The organism is Streptomyces omiyaensis, from assembly GCF_014650895.1.
Classification (GTDB): Bacteria; Actinomycetota; Actinomycetes; order Streptomycetales; family Streptomycetaceae; genus Streptomyces; species Streptomyces omiyaensis.
The window spans coordinates 1-17939 of sequence record NZ_BMVV01000033.1 but is presented as its reverse complement, the minus strand read 5'-3'; the positions used below and the strand labels follow the sequence as shown (position 1 = coordinate 17939).

Genomic DNA, 17939 nt, shown 5'->3' with positions numbered 1-17939 from the left:
GGGCCGGGGGCCCCGTACCCGTACCGCTGCCCGGGGGTCAGGCGGTGCGGGCGGCCCTGGGGGAGGGGGCCTGCGCGGGCGCGTCGGCGCCGGGGGCGTGCCGGGCGGGGATGAGGGCGGCGACGGCCGAGGCGAGGAGGGCGACGCCGGCGCCGATGAGCATGGCGGTCCGGAAGCCGTTCTCGGAGGGCAGGGTGTGGCCGCCGAGGGTGGTGGTCATCTGGGCGAGGACGACGCCGATGACGGCGGCGGAGACCGAGGTGCCGATGGACCGCATGAGGGTGTTGAAGCTGTTGGCGGAGGCGGTCTCCTCGGTGGGGACGGAGCCCATGATGAGCGCGGGCATGGCCCCGTAGGCGAGGCCGACGCCGGTGTTGCAGATCAGGGTGACGACGAGCAGGCCCCAGGTGGAGCCCATGAGGGCGAGCGAGGAGGCGTAGCCGGCGGAGATGACGAGGGCGCCGACGGAGAGGGTGACCTTGGGACCGCGGGCGGCGGACAGCTTGGCGCCGAGCGGGGCGAGCACCATCATCGCGAGGCCCGCCGGGGCCATCCAGAGGCCCATCGCCATCATCGACTGGCCCAGGCCGTAGCCGGTGGCCTCGGGGAGCTGGAGGAGCTGCGGGACGACCAGCGACTGGGCGTACATGGAGAAGCCGACCAGGACCGAGGCGAGGTTGGTCAGCAGGACGACCGGGCGGGCGGTGACGCGGAGGTCGACGAGCGGGTCGCGGGTGCGCAGCTCCCAGAAGCCCCAGCCGACCAGGACGACGGCGGCGGCGGCGAAGAGGCCGAGGGTGGTGGCGCTGCCCCAGCCCCAGGTCGCGCCCTTGGAGACGGCGAGGAGGAGGGCGATGAGGCCGGCGCCGAGGCCGAGGGCGCCGGGGACGTCGAAGCGGCCGGGGGCGGGGTTGCGGCGGCCGGCCGGGACGAGGCGCCAGATCAGGGCGGCGACGACGGCGCTGAGGGCGGCGGCGACCCAGAAGAGGACGCGCCAGCTGGCGTGCTCGGCGACGGCGGCGGAGAACGGCAGGCCGAGGGCGCCGCCGACGCCCATGGAGGCGCTCATGAGGGCGATGGAGCCGCCGAGCTTCTCGGGCGGCAGGACGTCGCGCAGGAGGCTGATGCCGACGGGGACGACGCCCATGCCGAGACCCTGGAGGCCGCGGCCGACGATCATCGGGACGACCGAGTCGGCGAGGGCGCAGACGACGGATCCGGCGATCAGCGGGACGGTGGAGGCGAGCAGCACGGTCCGCTTGCCGAGGGTGTCGCCGAGGCGTCCGGCGACGGGGGTGGCGACGGCGGCGGCGAGCAGGGTCGCGGTGATCACCCACGAGGCGTCGGAGGCGCTGGCGTGGAGGAGCCGCGGCAGGTCGCCGATGAGCGGCACCACGAGGGTCTGCATGAGTGCCGCCACGATGCCGGCGAAGGCGAGGACGCCGACGACGCCTCCGGGGCGTGCGTCGGTCTGGGCGCGGTCCACGGGTCTCTCCCTGGGTGGGTCACGGAAGCAAGGCTTGTGCATCATGCACATTAATTGCATGATGCACAAGTCATGCATGATGCACATCTCGCCGCCGCAGGAGAGAATGACCCCATGGACACGCCCGAGGAGACGCCCGTGGAGAGGCCCGTGAGCAAGCCGGACGCGCCGGACGCGGCCACCGCGCGCATCGAGTTCGAGACGATGCTGCTGAGCCGGCACTCCCACCTCCACGCACCGCGCACCCGGGTCGGCGCCGGCGGCCTCGACCGCAGCGCGTACGTGCTCCTCACCCGGATCCGGATGCACGGCCCCATGTCCATCGGACAGCTCACCGACGCCTTCGGGCTCGACGCCTCCACCCTCAACCGGCAGACCGCGGCGATGGTGCGGGCCGGGGTCGTGGAGCGCATCCCGGACCCGGAGGGCGGCATCGCCCGCAAGTTCCGCATCACCGAGGAGGGCGAGCGCCGCCTGGACGCGGACCGTAGCTTCAACATCGACGGCCTCGGCAGGATCGTCGAGGACTGGCCCGCCGGGGACGTGTCCGCCTTCGCGGACCTCCTGGAGCGCTTCAACCGGGACATCGAGCGGCTGGAGGGCCGCCCCTGGCCCCGGCCCTGAACCGGCGCCCGGCCCACCCCCCTCTCACCCGTCCGGCACGGCGGGCTCGCCCCCGGCACCCGGCCCGGCCAGGCTCGTCGGCAGGACGCCCACGAGACCGAGGTGCCGCCGATGCCCGCCGCCCGCACCCGTCGCGGTACGCCCGCCGGCCTCCGCCCCGCCGCCCGCGCGGCCGCCCGCCGGGCCGTCCGCCTCGCCCTGGCGGCCGCCCTCCTCGCCGGCTGCGCGTCCACCGAGGCGGCCCCGGAGGGCGCCCCCTCCCCCACACCCGGAGACGGCCGGCTCGTCGTCGCCTACGCGGCGGCCGGCACCGCCGAGGAGCGGGCCGCCCGCACCTTCCTGAGGGACCGCCGGGTCCTGGAGGACGCCGCCGCCTACGCCGGCGCCCGGATCGCCCTGCCCCGCGACGTCCCCCTCCGGGCGGCCCGCTGCGCGGCCCCCAACCCCTTCTGGGACGAGGACACCGGGCGGATCACCTACTGCTACGGCTTCGTGCCCGACGCCCGGCGGGTCTTCACCGGCATCGACACCGACGGGGGCGCGGCCGGGCGGGCCGCCGTCGACGAGGACGTCGTCGGACTCTCGAACGGCGTCCTCTTCCACGAGCTCGGACACGCCCTCGTCGACCTGTACGACCTGCCGGTCACCGGTCGCGAGGAGGACGCGGTCGACCAGCTCGCCGTCCTCCTCCTCGCCTCCGGCGACGAGCGCCACGCCGACTACGCGATCTCCACCATCAACGCCTGGGGCGCCCTGTGGCAGGCGTCGGAGGGCGGCGACCCGGGCATCGCCGCGTACTCCGACGTCCACTCCCTGGACGGCCAGCGCTTCTTCGACTGGGCCTGCTGGCTGTACGGCTCCGATCCCGGGCGCTTCGCGGACGCGGTGGACGCCGAGGGCAACCCGGACGGGGTGCTCCCCCGCGACCGCGCCGCGCTCTGTCCGGCGGAGTACGAGCGCATCGACTCCTCCTGGCGCGCCCTCCTGGGTCCGCACCTCAGGGAGCGGTAGTCCCACGATGCGAACCGCTTCGACGCGAACCCTTTACGCGCGCGCCGCACAGGGGTAACTTCCCGCCGACGCAAGAACTTTCCGCAAGTTTCCGCATGCGCTTCCAAGGGGGCCGATCCCCGCTGTTCCCTCCGGCCCCCACCCCGGCGCGCCCCCGTCTGGAGATCCCCATGACCCCCACCCGCACACGGCCGCGAGGGCGCGCCCTCGCGCTGCTCGGTGTCGCCGCAGGCCTCACCGGCCTGGTCGCGGCGCCGCCCGGTGCCTCGCCGAGCACCGCCGTCGCGCTCTCCGCCGCCCCGGCGGCGGCCGTCGCCGAGAACACGGCGACGGTCCACTACTGGACGAAGACGAAGAACTGGTCGGCCTACAACCTCCATTACGCCCCCGACGGCGGCACGTGGACGACCGTCCCGGGCACGGCGATGGAGGCCGCCTGCACGGACTGGGTGAAGAAGACCGTCTCCCTCGGCTCCGCCGCCGGCCTCCAGGCCACCTTCAACAACGGCACCGGCACCTGGGACAACAACGGCGGCCGCAACTACGCCCTCGGCACCGGGAACATCACCGTGAAGGACGGCGTGGTCGCCCACTCCGACCCGTGCGCCGACACGCCGCCGCCCGCCGCGAACAAGGCGACGGTGTACTACTCCTCGGCCTCCCTCGGCTGGTCCACGGTCAACGTCCACTACCGGCCGGCCGGCGGCGCGTGGACGACCGTGCCCGGACTCGGGATGACGGCGGCCTGCACCGGCTGGTGGAAGCGGGAGCTGGACCTCGGCACCGCGACCTCCCTCAAGGCCGCCTTCAACAACGGCAACGGCGTGTGGGACAACAACGGCGGCTCCGACTACACGATCGGCACCGGCACCTCCACCGTCCGGGACCGGGTGGTGACCGCGAACGCCTCCGACCCCTGCGCCGCCACCCCGCCCGACACCCAGGCGCCCACCGCTCCCGCCGGGGTCACCGCGACCGCCGACGGGGTCTCCGTCCTGCTCTCCTGGAACGCCGCCACCGACGACCGGGGCGTGACGAAGTACCAGGTCACCCGGGTCGGCGGCAGCACCGGCACGGTCGTCACCGACGTCGGCTCGACGGTCTTCTCGGACACGAACCTCGCCGAACGCACCGCGTACACCTACACGGTGAAGGCCGTGGACGCCGCCGGGAACGTCTCGGCCGCCTCCGCGCCGGCCAGCGCCACCACCGGCGACAGGCCCACCGCCCCGGCGAACGGCAAGCCGCTCGGCACCGACCCGCGCAAGGACCCGATCTACTTCGTCCTGACCGCCCGCTTCCACGACGGCGACCCCTCCAACAACCGGGGCGGCAGCCAGCACGTGAAGTCGGGCAACGCGGCGAACGACGACCCCATGTTCCGGGGCGACTTCAAGGGCCTGATCCAGAAGCTCGACTACATCAAGGGCCTCGGCTTCTCCGCCGTCTGGGTCACCCCCGTGGTCCTGAACCGCTCGGACTACGACTACCACGGCTACCACGGCTACGACTTCTACAAGGTCGACCCGCGCCTGGAGTCGGCCGGCGCCTCCTACCAGGACCTCATCGACGCGGCCCACGCCAAGGGCATGAAGATCTACCAGGACGTCGTCTACAACCACTCCTCCCGCTGGGGCGCCAAGGGCCTGTTCACGCCGACCGTGTACGGCGTCCGGGACACCCAGTGGAGCTGGTACTACGACGAGAAGCAGCCCGGCTTCGAGTACGACGGACTGACCATCGACACCAAGACCGGCAAGTCCTACTACAACGGCGACCTCTGGTCGACGGCCGAGCCCGCCGGCAACACCTGCGTCAACTGGGGCAAGCCGACCGGCGGGAAGAGCGCCGAGGGGTACACGGTCTACAACTGCCAGTGGCCCAGCCCGACCTCGGGGATGTTCCCGAAGGAGCTCTACCACCCGTGCTGGATCGGCAACTGGGAGGGCGAGGACTCCCGTTCCTGCTGGCTGCACGAAGACCTGGCGGACTTCAACACCGAGAACGCGACCGTCCAGAACCACCTGATCGGCGCCTACAACAAGTACATCGACATGGGCGTCGACGGCTTCCGCGTCGACACCGCGGTGCACATCCCGCGCACCACCTGGAACCGCCGCTTCCTCCCCGCCATCCAGGAGCGCGTCACCCAGCGGCACGGCGCCGAGGCGGCGAAGAACTTCTTCGTCTTCGGCGAGGTCGCGGCCTTCGTCAACGACAAGTGGAACCGCGGCTCGGTGAACCACTCCGCCCAGTTCTTCACCTGGAAGGAGCGCAAGGAGTACGACGCCGACGACGCCAGGGCGGCGCTGGAGATGTACGACTACGAGCAGCAGCAGGGCACCGGCAACCAGCCCACCTCCACCAACGCCTTCCTGAACGGCAACAGCTACCACGCGCCCGACCACAGCCGCTTCTCCGGCATGAACGTCATCGACATGCGGATGCACATGAACTTCGGTGACGCCTCCAACGCCTTCTCCAACGGCAAGGACTCGGACGACAGCTACAACGACGCCACCTACAACGTCGTCTACGTCGACAGCCACGACTACGGCCCCAACAAGTCCAGCGAGCGGTACACCGGCGGCACCGACGCCTGGGCCGAGAACATGTCGCTGATGTGGACCTTCCGCGGCATCCCGACGCTCTACTACGGCTCCGAGATCGAGTTCCAGAAGGGCCAGAAGATCGACTGCGGGCCGAGCTGCCCGCTGGCCACCACCGGCCGCGCCTACTACGGCGCGCACCTCGCCGGCACCGTCACCGCCTCCGACTTCTCGAAGGTCTCCGAGGCGAGCGGCCAGGTCGCCACCACCCTCCAGCAGCCCCTGGTCAAGCACGTCCAGCGGCTCAACGAGATCCGGCGGGCCGTCCCGGCGCTCCAGATGGGCCAGTACTCGACCGAGGGCATCTCCGGCGGCATGGCCTTCAAGCGGCGCTACACCAGCGGCTCCACGGACAGCTTCGCGCTGGTCACCGTCTCGGGCGGCGCCACCTACAGCGGCATCCCGAACGGCACCTACACCGACGCCGTCACCGGCGACGTGAGGACCGTCACCGGCGGCACCCTCACGGTCGGCGCGCCCGGCAAGGGCAACCTGCGGGTGTACGTGCTGAACGGTCCCGGGAAGATCGGCACGGCGGGTCCGTACCTGAAGTAGCCGCCCACACGGGCGCCGGGAGGGGGCGGAGGAGGAAATCCGCCCCCTTTCGGCATGTTCAAGTCAAGATTTTGTTACGCGGACCGGCATCTCGGGCAGAAGCCTTCCTTCCGCTCCGCCCGTCTGGGATCTTGCGTCCACCCCACACATCACAGGGCCCGGCCGGCGCCACACGCGCCACCGGGTCATCGGAGGACGCATTGTTTTCCCACATATCAGGCCGGATGAGAATCGCGGCGACCGCGCTCGGCACCACGCTGGCGCTCGCGGGCCCGGTCTCGCTCGCCCAGGCCGCCCCGCTCGACAACGAGCCGCTCGCGGCCTTCCGCGCCGCCGCTCCGTCGAACGCCGCGGCCCCGGCCGCCTGGGCGGCCGGCACCCGCGCCTACCTGGTGATCACCACCCCCGGTGACACCACCGCGGTCCGCAACGCCGTGGCCGCGAACGGCGGTTCGGTCTTCGCCTCGTACGACGCGATCGGCGTGATCGTCGCCCACTCGACGGCCACCGGCTTCGCCGCCACCATGCGCACCGTCCCCGGCGTGCAGAAGGCCGGCGCCACCCGGACCTCGGACGTCCCGGCCGACGCGTACAACCCGGCCCTGCCGTCCAACCCCGCGCAGTCCGCGGCCCCGACGACGGAACCCGTGCGCTCCGACATGACGCAGATCAAGGCCGACCAGGCCTGGGCCGTCAACCCGGGCTCCGCCTCGGTCAAGGTCGGCATCCTGGACACCGGCGTCGACGACCAGCACCAGGACCTCGCGCCGAACTTCAACGCCGCCGACTCGGTCTCCTGCGCCTACGGCAAGGCGGACACCCGCGCCGGCGCCTGGCGCGACGTCGACCAGCACGGCACCCACGTCGCCGGCACGGTCGCGGCCGCCAAGAACGGCAAGGGCGCCATCGGCGTCGCGCCGGGCGTGAAGATCTCCTCGGTCCGCATCGCCGAGCCCGGCAGCACCCTGTTCTTCCCGGAGAACACCATCTGCGGCCTCGTGTGGTCCGGTGACCACGGCTTCAAGGTCACCAACAACAGCTACTACACGGACCCGTGGCAGTTCAACTGCCCGAACAACCTCGACCAGGCGGCCATCCTGGAGGGCGTGGGCCGCGCCCAGGCCTACGCCGAGGGCAAGGGTTCGCTCCAGGTCGCCGCGGCCGGCAACTCCAACGTGGACCTGGCCAACAAGACCACCGACTCGTCGAGCCCGAACGACTCGACGCCGGTGACCCGCACCATCACCAACGACTGCCTCGACATCCCGGCCGAGCTCCCCGGCGTGGTCACGGTCGCCGCCAACGGCACCAGCGGCACCTCGAAGGCCTCGTTCTCCAACTTCGGCCGTGACGTCATCGAGGTCTCGGCGCCCGGCGAGTCCGTCTACAGCACGGTCCCCGGCGGCAAGTACTCCTCGCTCAGCGGCACCTCGATGGCCTCCCCGCACGTGGCGGGCGTCGCCGCCCTGCTGGCCAGCGCCAACCCGGCGTACACCCCGGCGGACATCCGGGCCAAGCTCGGCGAGCACGCCACCGACCTGGCCTGCCCGTCGGACGCCCGCTGCACCGGCACCACGGCGAAGAACGGCTTCTTCGGCGAGGGCCGCGTGGACGCGCTCAAGGCCGTCGGCGGCTCGACCCCGCCGCCCGGCAAGTACTTCGAGAACCTGACCGACGTGACGATCTCCGACAACACCACCGTCGAGAGCGCGATCACCGTCAGCGGCGTCACCGGCAACGCGCCGGCGACCCTCAAGGTGGGCGTCGACGTCAAGCACACCTACATCGGCGACCTCAAGGTCGACCTGGTGGCCCCCGACGGGTCGGTCTACACCGTGCACAACCGGACCGGCAGCGGCACCGACAACATCGTCCAGACCTACACCGTCAACGCCTCCTCCGAGGTCGCGAACGGCGTCTGGAAGCTGCGCGTCAACGACAACGCCAGTGCGGACACCGGCAAGATCGACGCCTGGAACCTGACCTTCTGATCCACGCGACCCCCAGGGGGGCCGGAGCGCCTGCGCTCCGGCCCCCCTTCGCGTGCCCGCGAAGAAAGTCCGTACCGGGGGGTAGCCCGCGCGGCACCGTTGCTATACGTTCCGTCTAACAAGCTTGCTAGACACCGCGTCTAACAAGCGACGGTACGACGACGAGCCGACCGCGTGACCCAAGGAGCCGCACCGATGGCCAGCAGCACCGCTCGCCCGGACCACCACGACCACGACGACGTCGCCGCGCGGCTCCTGAGGTCGGCCGCCCGACTCAGCTACGACCCCGCCGTCGAGGTCGACTGGGACACCCCGCTCGACAAGGGCTTCCACGGACAGAGCCCCGAGTGGAACAGCCTCTACGGCACCGCGTACTGGAACGAGATGACCGAGGAGCAGCAGAAGGAGCTGACCCGCCAGGAGTCCGCCTCCGTCGCCTCCACCGGCATCTGGTTCGAGATGATCCTCCAGCAGCTGGTCCTCCGCGACATCTACCGCATGGACCACACCGACCCCCGCTTCCAGTGGGCGCTGACCGAGATCGCCGACGAGTGCCGCCACTCGATCATGTTCGCCCGGGGCTCCGAGAAGCTCGGCGCCCCCGCCTACCGGCCCAAGCGCGCGATCATGGAGCTCGGCCGGGTCATGAAGACCGTCGGCTTCGGCGAGGCCGCCTACGCCGGCATCCTCGTCGCCGAGGAGGTCCTCGACGTCATGCAGCGCGACTGGATGCGCGACGAGCGGGTGGTCCCCTTCGTCCGGACCATCAACAACATCCACGTCGTCGAGGAATCCCGGCACATGAAGTTCGCCCGGGACGAGACCCGCCGCCACCTCGCCCGCGCGAGCCGCGCCCGCCGCCACTTCCAGGCGCTGATCGTCGCCACCGCCGCGTACTACATCATCACCAGCCTGGTGAACCCCGAGGTGTACGTCCGGGCCGGCCTCGACCCCGAGCGCGCCCGCCGCGAGGCCGCCGCCAACGAGCACTACAAGGCGCAGCTCCGCGCCAGCTGCTCCGGGCTGATGGAGTTCCTCGGCGACGTCGGCATGCTGACCCGCCCCGCCGTCTTCTTCTACCAGCGCGCCCACCTCCTCTGACCCCGCCGAGCCGAGCCGAGCCGCCGCCATGACCTACGCCATCACCCAGACCTGCTGCTCCGACGCCACCTGCGTCGCCGTCTGCCCGGTCAACTGCATCCACCCGACGCCCGACGAGCCGGACTTCGGCACCACCGAGATGCTCTACGTCGACCCGAAGACCTGCATCGACTGCGGGGCCTGCGCCGACGCCTGCCCGGTCGACGCGATCTTCCCGGTCGACCGGCTCACCGGGCCGCTGAAGAAGTACGAGGCGATCAACGCCGCCCACTACGAGGGCCGCGAACCCGCCCCCGTCCTCGCCTCCCCCACCTTCCACGCCTGGGGCGAGCCGGCCTTCGCCCGCTCGCTGCCCTCCGACTTCGCCCCGATCCGGGTCGCCGTCGTCGGCACCGGACCGGCCGGCATGTACGCCGCCGAGGACCTGCTGCTGCACACCAACGCCGAGGTCACCCTCATCGACCGGCTCCCGGTGGCCGGCGGGCTCGTCCGCTACGGCGTCGCCCCCGACCACCCCGGCACCAAGGGCGCCGGCGACGCCCTCGCCCGCTTCCACACCCACCCCCGGGCGACCGTCCGGCTCGGCGTGGAGATCGGCAAGGACGTCACCCCCGAGGAGCTGGCCGCCCACCACGACGCCGTCGTCTACGCGGTCGGCGCCCCGTCCGACCGGCGCCTCGGCATCCCCGGCGAGGACCTGCCCGGCAGCCTCTCCGCGACCTCCCTCGTCTCCTGGTACAACGCCCACCCGGAGACCGCGCCCGAAGCGGTCGCCCTGGGCACCGCCCGGCGGGCGGTGATCGTCGGCAACGGCAACGTGGCCCTGGACGTGGCCCGGATCCTCGTCTCCGACCCCGCCGCGCTCGCCGCCACCGACATCGCCGACCACGCCCTCGCCGCCCTGCGCGACTCCCGGGTCCGCGAGGTGGTGCTGCTCGGCCGGCGCGGCCCCGAGGACGCGGCGTACACCGCCTCCGAGCTCCTCGCCCTCGGCCACGTGCCCGGCGTCGAGCTCGTCGTCGACACCCACGACCCGCGGATCGCCGGGGCCATCGACGCCGCGGGACCCGGCGACAAGGCCGCGCTCCTGCGGGACGCGACCCGCGAGACCGTCGACTGGACCCGCGCCCCCGGCGACGGCGGCCCGCGCCGCATCGTGCTCCGCTTCCACTCGGCGCCCGAGGAGGCGCTCGGCCCGGACGCGGTCCGCGCGGTCCGCGCCGGCGGCGCCGACGGCCCCGCCGAGATCCCGGCCGGGCTCCTGGTCCGGGCCATCGGCTACCGGGGCGTCCCGCTCGCCGGACTCCCCTTCGACGAGGCCACCGGCACCGTCCCGCACACCGCCGGCCGGGTCGACGGCATGACCGGCGCCTACGTCGTCGGCTGGATCAAGCGCGGCCCCTCGGGCGGCATCGGCGCCAACCGCGCCTGCGCCGCCGAGACCGTCGGCAGCCTCCTCGCGGACGCCGTCGACGGCCGCCTCCCGAAACCGGCCGGCTCCGCGAAGGCCTTCGCCCGGCTCGCCCGCGACCGCACCGGCCGGCTGATCGACGCCCGCGGCCTGGCCGCCATCGACCGGGCCGAACGGGCCCGGGGCGCGGCCGCCGGCCGGCCGCGGGTCAAGCTCGCCACGGTCCCCGAGCTGGTCGCGGCGGCCCGCCGCGGCAGACTGCGCGGACCGGTGGGCTGACGCCGGACCGGTGGTCCGGCGCCGGCCGGGGTGCGCACGGAGGAGGCGCGCCCCGAACCGGTGCATACGGGGCGGGGGCGGGGGCACTCGCCCCGTATGACCACCGGAAGCGGCAGCGCCGTACCGCACGACGACGGGCGCGGGGAGAGCCCGGCGCAGCGCGCGGACCGGCGGTGGAACGAACTCCTCCAGGAACTGCGGGTCGCCCAGACGGGCACCCAGATCCTCTTCGGCTTCCTCGTCGCCGTCGTCTTCCAGCCGCGTTTCACGGAGCTGGGCACGGCGGACCGGATGATCTACGTGGTCACGTTCTGTCTGGGAGCGGCCACCACGGGCGCCCTCGTCGCACCGGTGGCGGTGCACCGGCTGGTCGCCGGGCGCCGGCTCAAGCCGGAGACGGTGAACTGGGCGGCGCGCCTGACGCTGGTCGGCGTGGTGCTGCTCTACCTGACGATGGTCTCGACGTTCCTGCTGATCACGCGGATGGTGCTGGACGACGGCATCGCGCTGGTGCTGGTCGGCGTGATGGCGCTGTGGCTGGCGCTGTGCTGGTTCGCGGTGCCGCTCGTCGCCCGGCGCGGGAGCGACGGCGGGGACGGGAACGGGGGCGTGCGGGGAAACGGCGGGGGCGAGGGCTACGGGCCGTGGCCGCGCTGAGGGTCCGGCCCGGGACGGCGGGCCGGCGGCGGTGGGTCAGGCCGCGACGGCGAGCGGCCGGCGCAGCACGATCGCGTTGAGCCCGACGGAGAACGGCGCCGTGTCCGTCAGACCGAGCCCGAGCACCTGCTCCTTCGGCAGCTCGACGGTGACGTCCACGCAGAACGCGAGCGCGTGCAGGACGTCGCCCGTGCCCTCGTCCTGGAGCGCGAAGAAGAGGTCACGGTAGTAGCGGGTGCGCTGCTCGGACTCCTCGTAGAACGACAGCCCGCGCTGCTCGGACTCCTCGCCGAGACCGGTGAAGGCGGCGACCAGCTCCCGCTCCACCGTCCCCCAGAAGCCCGCCTCCGCGCACTCGGCCGGCAGGGCCTGGCGGACGGCCTCCTTGAGCGAGAGCACCATGACGAGCAGCGGCGCGTGCTCCTTGAGCCCCCAGCCGCGCACCATGCGGACGACGGTGCAGTCCGGCACGGCGGCCGCGGCCCGGTGGATGGCCGCGAAGTCGAAGTTGACGGTGGCGGGGGCGATCGCCTCCTGGAAGACCCGGTCGATCGACCGGGCCTCGTCGAGGTGGGCGGGCGCCACCTCGATCACGGTCCTGAAACTGGCTGCCAAGGGCTTCTCCTGTTCTCGGGGCCCACCGGGGGGGTGGGCGATCGATCATCAGGAGGAGTATGCCGAGGGCCCCGTTCAGCGCCCGCGGCGGGGCTTCCCGCCGCGTCCGGCGGCGCCGCCCTTGCCCCGGGCGGGCTTCGCCGGCCGGGCCGGCTTCGCCCCGGCGGCCTTCCGCGCGGGCTTGGCCGTCTTCTGGCCCTTCTGGGCCTCCGCCCGGCGCCCCCGGGTGCTGTTCACGGTCCGCCCCCGGACGATCCCGATGAACTCCTCGACCAGGTCGGGCGCCTCCTCGGTCCTGGGCCAGGACAGCGCCACCCGGGACTGCGGGACACCGGTGACCGTGCGGTACGTGAGGTCCTTGCGGTGGTGCAGCCGGGCCAGCGACTGCGGGACCAGGAGCACCCCGACCCCGGCGGCGACCAGCTCGATCGCGTCTGCCGTGGTCTGCGGCCGCTGGAGGGCGGGCCGGCCGGGCGGCGCCTCCCAGTCGAGGGTGTCGTCGAGCGGGTGCAGCACCAGCTCGTCCGCCAGGTCCTCGGCGGCGAGCTCCTCGGCCGCGGCGAACAGGTGGTCCTTGGGCACGACCACCACGGTCGTCTCCTCGTACAGCGGGATCGCGCTCAGGTCCTCGCCGTCGACCGGCAGCCGCAGCAGCGCCGCGTCCGCCGTCCCCTCCCGCAGCGCCGCGAAGGACTCGGCGGGCGCGAGCTGGAGGAGCGCGAGGGCGACGTCGGGCAGCCGCTGCTCCCAGATCCGCACCCACTTCGAGGGGGTCACACCGGGCACGAAGCCGAGCCGGAAGGTCGTGGGGGCCGGGGAGGAGTCAGTCACCCCGCAAGATTACCCGCCGGTCCGGCCCGTCGGCGCAGGTCGGCGAGTGCCCGTGGTCGGCGGACGTCCGTGTGCTCGATACCCTGGACACCATGACGCAGCACCAGAACTCCCAGACGATGAAGCCCGCGACCGCGGCGAAGAAGCTGGGTGTGTACCTCGAAGCCACCCCCGCCGACTTCCAGGAGGGCGTGGTCTCGCGCGGCGAGCTCAACGAGCTCCAGGCCGACCCCCCGGCCTGGCTCCAGGAGCTGCGCCAGAACGGCCCGCACCCGCGCCCGGTCGTGGCCGCCAAGCTCGGCATCTCCATCTCCGGCCTCGCCCGCGGCGGGGTCACCGAGGCGCTCACCACCGAGCAGATCGAGGCCCTCAAGGCCGAGGCCCCGGAGTGGCTGGTCAAGGAGCGCGCCACCCAGTCCGAGGTCCGCAAGGAGACCGTGCGGATCAAGGAGCGCAACGCGCAGCGCGCCGCCGACCAGGCCGCCCGCGAGCAGTCCGCCTGACGGACCCCGCGCGCCGTCGCCGGTGTGGCGCGGCGCCGGGCGCGGGAGGCATCCCCTCATGAACGAGGTAACCGACCCGCCCGTCGTCGCCGCCGTCGACGGCTCCGAGCACAGCCTGCGCGCCCTCTCCTGGGCGCTGGGCGCCGCCGAGGCCCTGGGCGCCCCGCTGGTCGTGGCCCACGTCCGCTCCGAGGCGCTCCAGCTGGGCGCGGCCCGGATCGCCTCGCTGGGCACGGACCCCCACCTGCCGGACACGGTCCTGGACGCGGTCCGGACCGTCGTCGAGGAGCGCGGCCCCCGCGTGCCGGTGCGGTACGCGTCCCTGGACGGCACGGTCACCGAGGTGCTGCCGGACGCGGCCCGCGGCGCCCGCCTCCTGGTGACGGGCTCCCGGGGGCACGGCGGCTTCGCCAGCCTCCTGCTCGGCTCCACGGGCCGGGCGCTGGCCGCCCGCTCCCCCTGCCCCCTGGTGGTGGTGCCGCACGAGGCCCGCACGGCCTCCCTCGACAGCGGCCCGGAGGCCGGCCGGATCCTGCTCGGGCTGCATCCGGAGGAGACCCCGGACGAGGTGGTGGCCTTCGCCTTCGAGACCGCGGGACTGCGCGGCGTACCGCTGGAGGCGATGACCGTGCTGCGGCTCCCGCCGACCCCTTCCGCGCTGGTCGCGGCCCCGTCCCCGGCCCTCCAGGTGCCCCCGCCGCTGCCGCTCGCGGACGACGCGGAGGGACTCCTCGCGGAGGCCCGTCGCGAGCAGGGGGCCCGGCTGCGCCCCTTCGCCGAGCGGTGGCCGGGGGTGGAGCTGGTGGGGACGGTGATGCCCGGGGACGCGGCCGGCGTCCTGGTGGACGCCTCCGGCCGGGCGGCCCTGCTGGTCGTGGGCCGGCACCACCGGCACCGGATCGCGGAGCTCCTGGTGGGGTCGGTGGCGCACGCGGTGCTCCACCACGCGGCCTGTCCGGTCGCGGTGGTCCCGCCGGCCGCCGCGCGGTGAGCCCGCTGTCGGTGGCGGCTGGTAGACAGGGCGCATGACGTCCGACGCGTACGCCTCCGATCCCGCCGCCGCCTCCCGCAACACCCGGCCCCCGGCCCCGACGGCGGCCCTGGGGGCCGGTCTGGTGGTCGTCGACGCCCGGGGCCGGGTCCTGCTGGGCCTGGACCGCTCGGGGGTGTGGGAGCTGCCGGGCGGCGGGGTCGAGCCGGGCGAGTCGATCGAGGAGGCGGCGGCCAGGGAGCTGGCCGAGGAGACCACCCTGCGCGCGGACGCCGCCGACGTGGAGGTCCTCGGGCTGCTGCTCGACACGGTGACCTCGCCGGACCTGACCCGCATGACGGCGGCGACGGTGGTCCGCTCCTTCACGGGGACGCCGTCACCGGCCGAGCCGGAGAAGATCGTGCGCTGGGAGTGGACCTCGCCCGACGGGCTGCCGGAGGCGCTGTTCCTCCCCTCCGCCCAGGTCCTCTCCGTGTGGCGGCCCGACCTGCCGCTCCCCGAGGCCCCCTTCCACCGCTACGCCCTGGGGCGGGCCGCGCGTCACCGCGCGGGACGGGCGGGTCGTGACTAGCGTGGTCACGGGGCCACGCGCCACGCACCACGTCACCGATCGGAAGCGAGAGTCACGTCATGGCCGCACGACCTGAAGGCACCCCGGTCTGGACCGACGCGATGTTCACCGACACCGAGGGCGCGAAGACGTTCTACGCCGACGTGCTGGGCTGGAGCTTCGGCGAGGAGTCGACGGAGTTCGGGAACTACACCCAGGCCTACAAGAACGGCAAGGCGGTCGCCGCGGTCGTGCCGCCGATGCCCGGCGGGGACACCCCGCCCCAGTCGGCGTGGTGTCTCTACCTCGCCTCCGACGACGTCACCGCCACGGCCGGGAGGATCAGGGCGGCGGGCGGCACGGTGCTGATGGAGCCGATGAAGGTCGGCGAGTTCGGCTCCATGTGCCTCGCCCAGGACCCCGCCGGCGTGGTGTTCGGCCTCTGGCAGGGGGGAGTCCACGAGGGCTTCGAGCTCGAGGGGGAGTCCGGTTCCTATGTCTGGGCGGAGGTCTTCACCCGTGAGCCCGAGAAGTCGGACGCCTTCTTCACCTCGGTCTTCGGCTACGCCGCGAAGAAGATGACCGACGACACGATGGACTTCAAGGTCTTCGATCTCGGCGCCGGCCCGCTCCTCGGCCGGATGCGGATGACGCCCGAGGACTTCCCCCCGGAGGTTCCCTCCTACGTCCAGGTCTACTTCGCCGTCGACAACTGCGACCTGGCGGTCACCGCCGCGGAGGCGCTCGGCGGACGCAAGGTCTTCGGCCCGATGGACAGCCCCTTCGGCCGCTTCGCCGCCCTCCTCGACCCGCAGGGCGCCGCCTTCGCGGTGATCGACGTCCGGACCACGGTCGGCGAGATGCCGCCGATGGAGTGACCGGCACGGGCGGTACGGGGACGGTGCGGCGCCCTGCCGGGGGCGCGCACCGTCCCCGTCCGTCACCGCTCAGCCGGTGTCGCGCACGGCGACGATGCCGTTGAAGACCCCGACGTAGGCGGTGCCGTCGGGTCCGAGGGTGACCGGTGCCCAGTTGTTGTCGTAGGCGAGTCCCGTCCCGGTGAACCGGGAGAAGACGCGGGCCCCGGTGCCGAAGTCGACGGCGGTGAGGTACCAGGCGTCGATGCCGAGGCGGTGGGGGCGCTTCTCGTAGAAGTAGAGCAGTCCGTTGACGGTGGACAGTTTGGGCACGGTGGACGGCGACCGCACGTCGCTCTCCCAGACGACGTCGCAGCCGCTCCCGTCGGCCCGCACGTCGATGCGGGTCGCCCCGCCGACGACGCTGCGCCCGAACCCGAGCGACGAGGGGTTCTCGTAGCCGTAGTTGTTCTCCACCACGAGGCTGTCACCCCAGCTGATCATGGAGTTGTCGGTGGTGGAGGCCCCGGAGCGGAACACCGGCACCGCGCAGACGAGCCGCTCCCCCGCGGGCACGTCCGCCCCGCGCCGGTAGACGAGCACGCGCATCCGGTCGTCGGCGTTGTCGGTGATCGCCACGTACTCCTCCCGCCGCCCGAAGAGGTCGGGCGTGGTGCCGGAACCCTGGTTGACCGAGCCGGGCTTGGTCCCGCTCCCCCGGTCGTACGTCTCCCGCCACAGCACCCGCGGTGTCCCGTCGGGGCCGGCCTCGAAGGCGTACAGCGCGTGGTCGGTGACGAGGGAGACGCCGTCCTCGGCGACGGAGAACGAGTTCTGGATCTCCTCTCCCTCCAGCCGGATCGCCCGCACGGCGCCCGTGGCCGGGTCGACGGTCCCGACCCTGCCGTGCCGGGTGACCCACCAGATCCTCCCGTCCCAGTCCGGCATGACGGAGGTGACGGGATCGCACTCCCCGTCGGGGAGGAGGTCGCTCCAGCCGACGCAGTCGTGCGGCACCAGCGGGGTGAGGTCCCAGTCGTCGTCGACCCGGAACTCCCAGCCGCCGTCGGCCCGCTGTCCGTGGGAGATCCGCAGCACGTGCTGCCGGGGGTCGGCGAGGACCACGCGGTCGCGGTCGTCCAGGTAGAAGTAGGCCCCGCCCGAGGTGTCCTTGAAGATCTTCCCGAAGTCGAGCCGGGTGATCGCCTCCACGGTCGAGGACCGTTGCGGCAGCCGGTACTCGGCGAGCGTGTCCAGGCTGCGGGGGTCGAGCAGTTTGAGGAGGAAGCCGCCGAAGGTGCCGCAGACGGTGACGAGCCGTCCGCCGCTGTCGAAGGTGACGGTGGCGCACTCCCCGCCGATCGCCGCGATCCGTTCGCTGACGACCTCCGGCTTGCGCCCCAGCGGCCCCGGGTAGGGGTGCGTCCCGCTGCCGGCGGCGTCCGCGTGCATCCCGTTCCGCCCGTTGGGGGCCATGTGGGGGTGCTGGGCGGGTCCCGCCCCCGCCGGCGGCCGCGCGGTCCCGGGCGCCCCTTCGTAGGGGTCGACGAGGCGGTGCCCGAGGGCGAGGGGTATCCCCTGGGCCTCCACGAGGGGCGCCGATCCCCCCAGCAGGAGGGCGGCGAGGACGGTGGCCACGGCTGCGCGTCTGTCCAAGGCGGCTCTCCTCAGGTGCGTACGTCGGTCGCGCCGGCCGCCGACGGTAGGCCCGCACCCCGGAGAAGTGAAGAGCCCCGCACCGCCCGTGCACACGGGAAAGGGAGAGGTGAACGCAGAAAAGCCCCGCACCATGACGGTGCGGGGCTTTCCCACAATGATTGTTCGGCGGTGTCCTACTCTCCCACAGGGTCCCCCCTGCAGTACCATCG

At 73.2% G+C, this 17939-nt stretch carries 15 protein-coding genes; 11 read left to right on the top strand and 4 right to left on the bottom strand.

Going from position 1 to position 17939, the window contains the following annotated elements:
- Positions 1-37 precede the first annotated feature (37 nt).
- Positions 38-1486 carry an MFS transporter gene (locus IE287_RS33645; RefSeq protein WP_229883906.1) on the bottom strand — a complete coding sequence of 483 codons (1449 nt, stop codon included), beginning with the start codon at positions 1484-1486 and terminating at the stop codon, positions 38-40.
- 114 nt (positions 1487-1600) lie between these two features.
- On the opposite strand from IE287_RS33645, the gene IE287_RS33640 reads away from it, so the two are divergent.
- From IE287_RS33640 to IE287_RS33610, 7 genes are all read left to right on the top strand, one after another.
- Positions 1601-2110, top strand: coding sequence for a MarR family winged helix-turn-helix transcriptional regulator (locus tag IE287_RS33640; protein WP_189853061.1), 510 nt, complete (start codon positions 1601-1603; stop codon positions 2108-2110).
- A 111-nt stretch (positions 2111-2221) separates the two neighbouring features.
- Complete coding sequence (locus tag IE287_RS33635; RefSeq protein WP_189853060.1) at positions 2222-3121, top strand: DUF4344 domain-containing metallopeptidase; 900 nt, start codon at positions 2222-2224, stop codon at positions 3119-3121.
- Positions 3122-3291: 170 nt separating this feature from the next.
- Positions 3292-6285, top strand: a complete 2994-nt coding sequence (locus IE287_RS33630) for a carbohydrate binding domain-containing protein (RefSeq protein ID WP_189853059.1) — start codon at positions 3292-3294, stop codon at positions 6283-6285.
- A gap of 224 nt (positions 6286-6509) precedes the next feature.
- The gene (locus IE287_RS33625) at positions 6510-8276 is read left to right on the top strand and encodes a S8 family peptidase (protein ID WP_189853058.1); all 1767 of its coding nucleotides are present in this window, start codon (positions 6510-6512) and stop codon (positions 8274-8276) included.
- 195 nt (positions 8277-8471) lie between these two features.
- Positions 8472-9377, top strand: coding sequence for an AurF N-oxygenase family protein (locus tag IE287_RS33620; RefSeq protein WP_189853057.1), 906 nt, complete (start codon positions 8472-8474; stop codon positions 9375-9377).
- 28 nt (positions 9378-9405) lie between these two features.
- Positions 9406-11067, top strand: a complete 1662-nt coding sequence (locus IE287_RS33615) for an FAD-dependent oxidoreductase (protein WP_189853056.1) — start codon at positions 9406-9408, stop codon at positions 11065-11067.
- A gap of 96 nt (positions 11068-11163) precedes the next feature.
- Positions 11164-11724 (top strand): DUF6328 family protein, encoded by a 561-nt coding sequence (locus IE287_RS33610; protein ID WP_189853055.1) that lies wholly within the window; start codon positions 11164-11166, stop codon positions 11722-11724.
- Between the two features lie 36 nt (positions 11725-11760).
- Here IE287_RS33610 and IE287_RS33605 read toward each other — a convergent pair whose 3' ends face one another.
- Together IE287_RS33605 and IE287_RS33600 are read right to left on the bottom strand one after the other, a co-directional pair.
- Positions 11761-12339 (bottom strand): Type-2Aa cytolytic delta-endotoxin, encoded by a 579-nt coding sequence (locus IE287_RS33605; protein WP_189853054.1) that lies wholly within the window; start codon positions 12337-12339, stop codon positions 11761-11763.
- A 75-nt stretch (positions 12340-12414) separates the two neighbouring features.
- On the bottom strand, positions 12415-13170 hold the full coding sequence (locus IE287_RS33600) for a LysR substrate-binding domain-containing protein (protein ID WP_189853053.1): 756 nt from the start codon (positions 13168-13170) through the stop codon (positions 12415-12417).
- A gap of 92 nt (positions 13171-13262) precedes the next feature.
- Here IE287_RS33600 and IE287_RS33595 point away from each other — a divergent pair, with 92 nt between their 5' ends.
- Genes IE287_RS33595 through IE287_RS33580 form a run of 4 tightly spaced genes read left to right on the top strand, consistent with a single transcriptional unit; the run spans position 13263 to position 16092 of the window.
- Entirely contained in the window at positions 13263-13673 is a 411-nt protein-coding gene (locus IE287_RS33595) for a DUF5997 family protein (RefSeq protein ID WP_189853052.1), read from the top strand.
- A 58-nt stretch (positions 13674-13731) separates the two neighbouring features.
- Positions 13732-14664 (top strand): universal stress protein, encoded by a 933-nt coding sequence (locus IE287_RS33590; protein ID WP_189853051.1) that lies wholly within the window; start codon positions 13732-13734, stop codon positions 14662-14664.
- A gap of 34 nt (positions 14665-14698) precedes the next feature.
- Complete coding sequence (locus tag IE287_RS33585; protein WP_189853050.1) at positions 14699-15235, top strand: NUDIX domain-containing protein; 537 nt, start codon at positions 14699-14701, stop codon at positions 15233-15235.
- A 59-nt stretch (positions 15236-15294) separates the two neighbouring features.
- The gene (locus tag IE287_RS33580) at positions 15295-16092 is read left to right on the top strand and encodes a VOC family protein (RefSeq protein ID WP_189853049.1); all 798 of its coding nucleotides are present in this window, start codon (positions 15295-15297) and stop codon (positions 16090-16092) included.
- A 69-nt stretch (positions 16093-16161) separates the two neighbouring features.
- On the opposite strand, the gene IE287_RS33575 is transcribed toward IE287_RS33580, so the two are convergent.
- Complete coding sequence (locus tag IE287_RS33575; protein ID WP_373307958.1) at positions 16162-17727, bottom strand: hypothetical protein; 1566 nt, start codon at positions 17725-17727, stop codon at positions 16162-16164.
- Between the last annotated feature and the right edge of the window lie 212 nt (positions 17728-17939).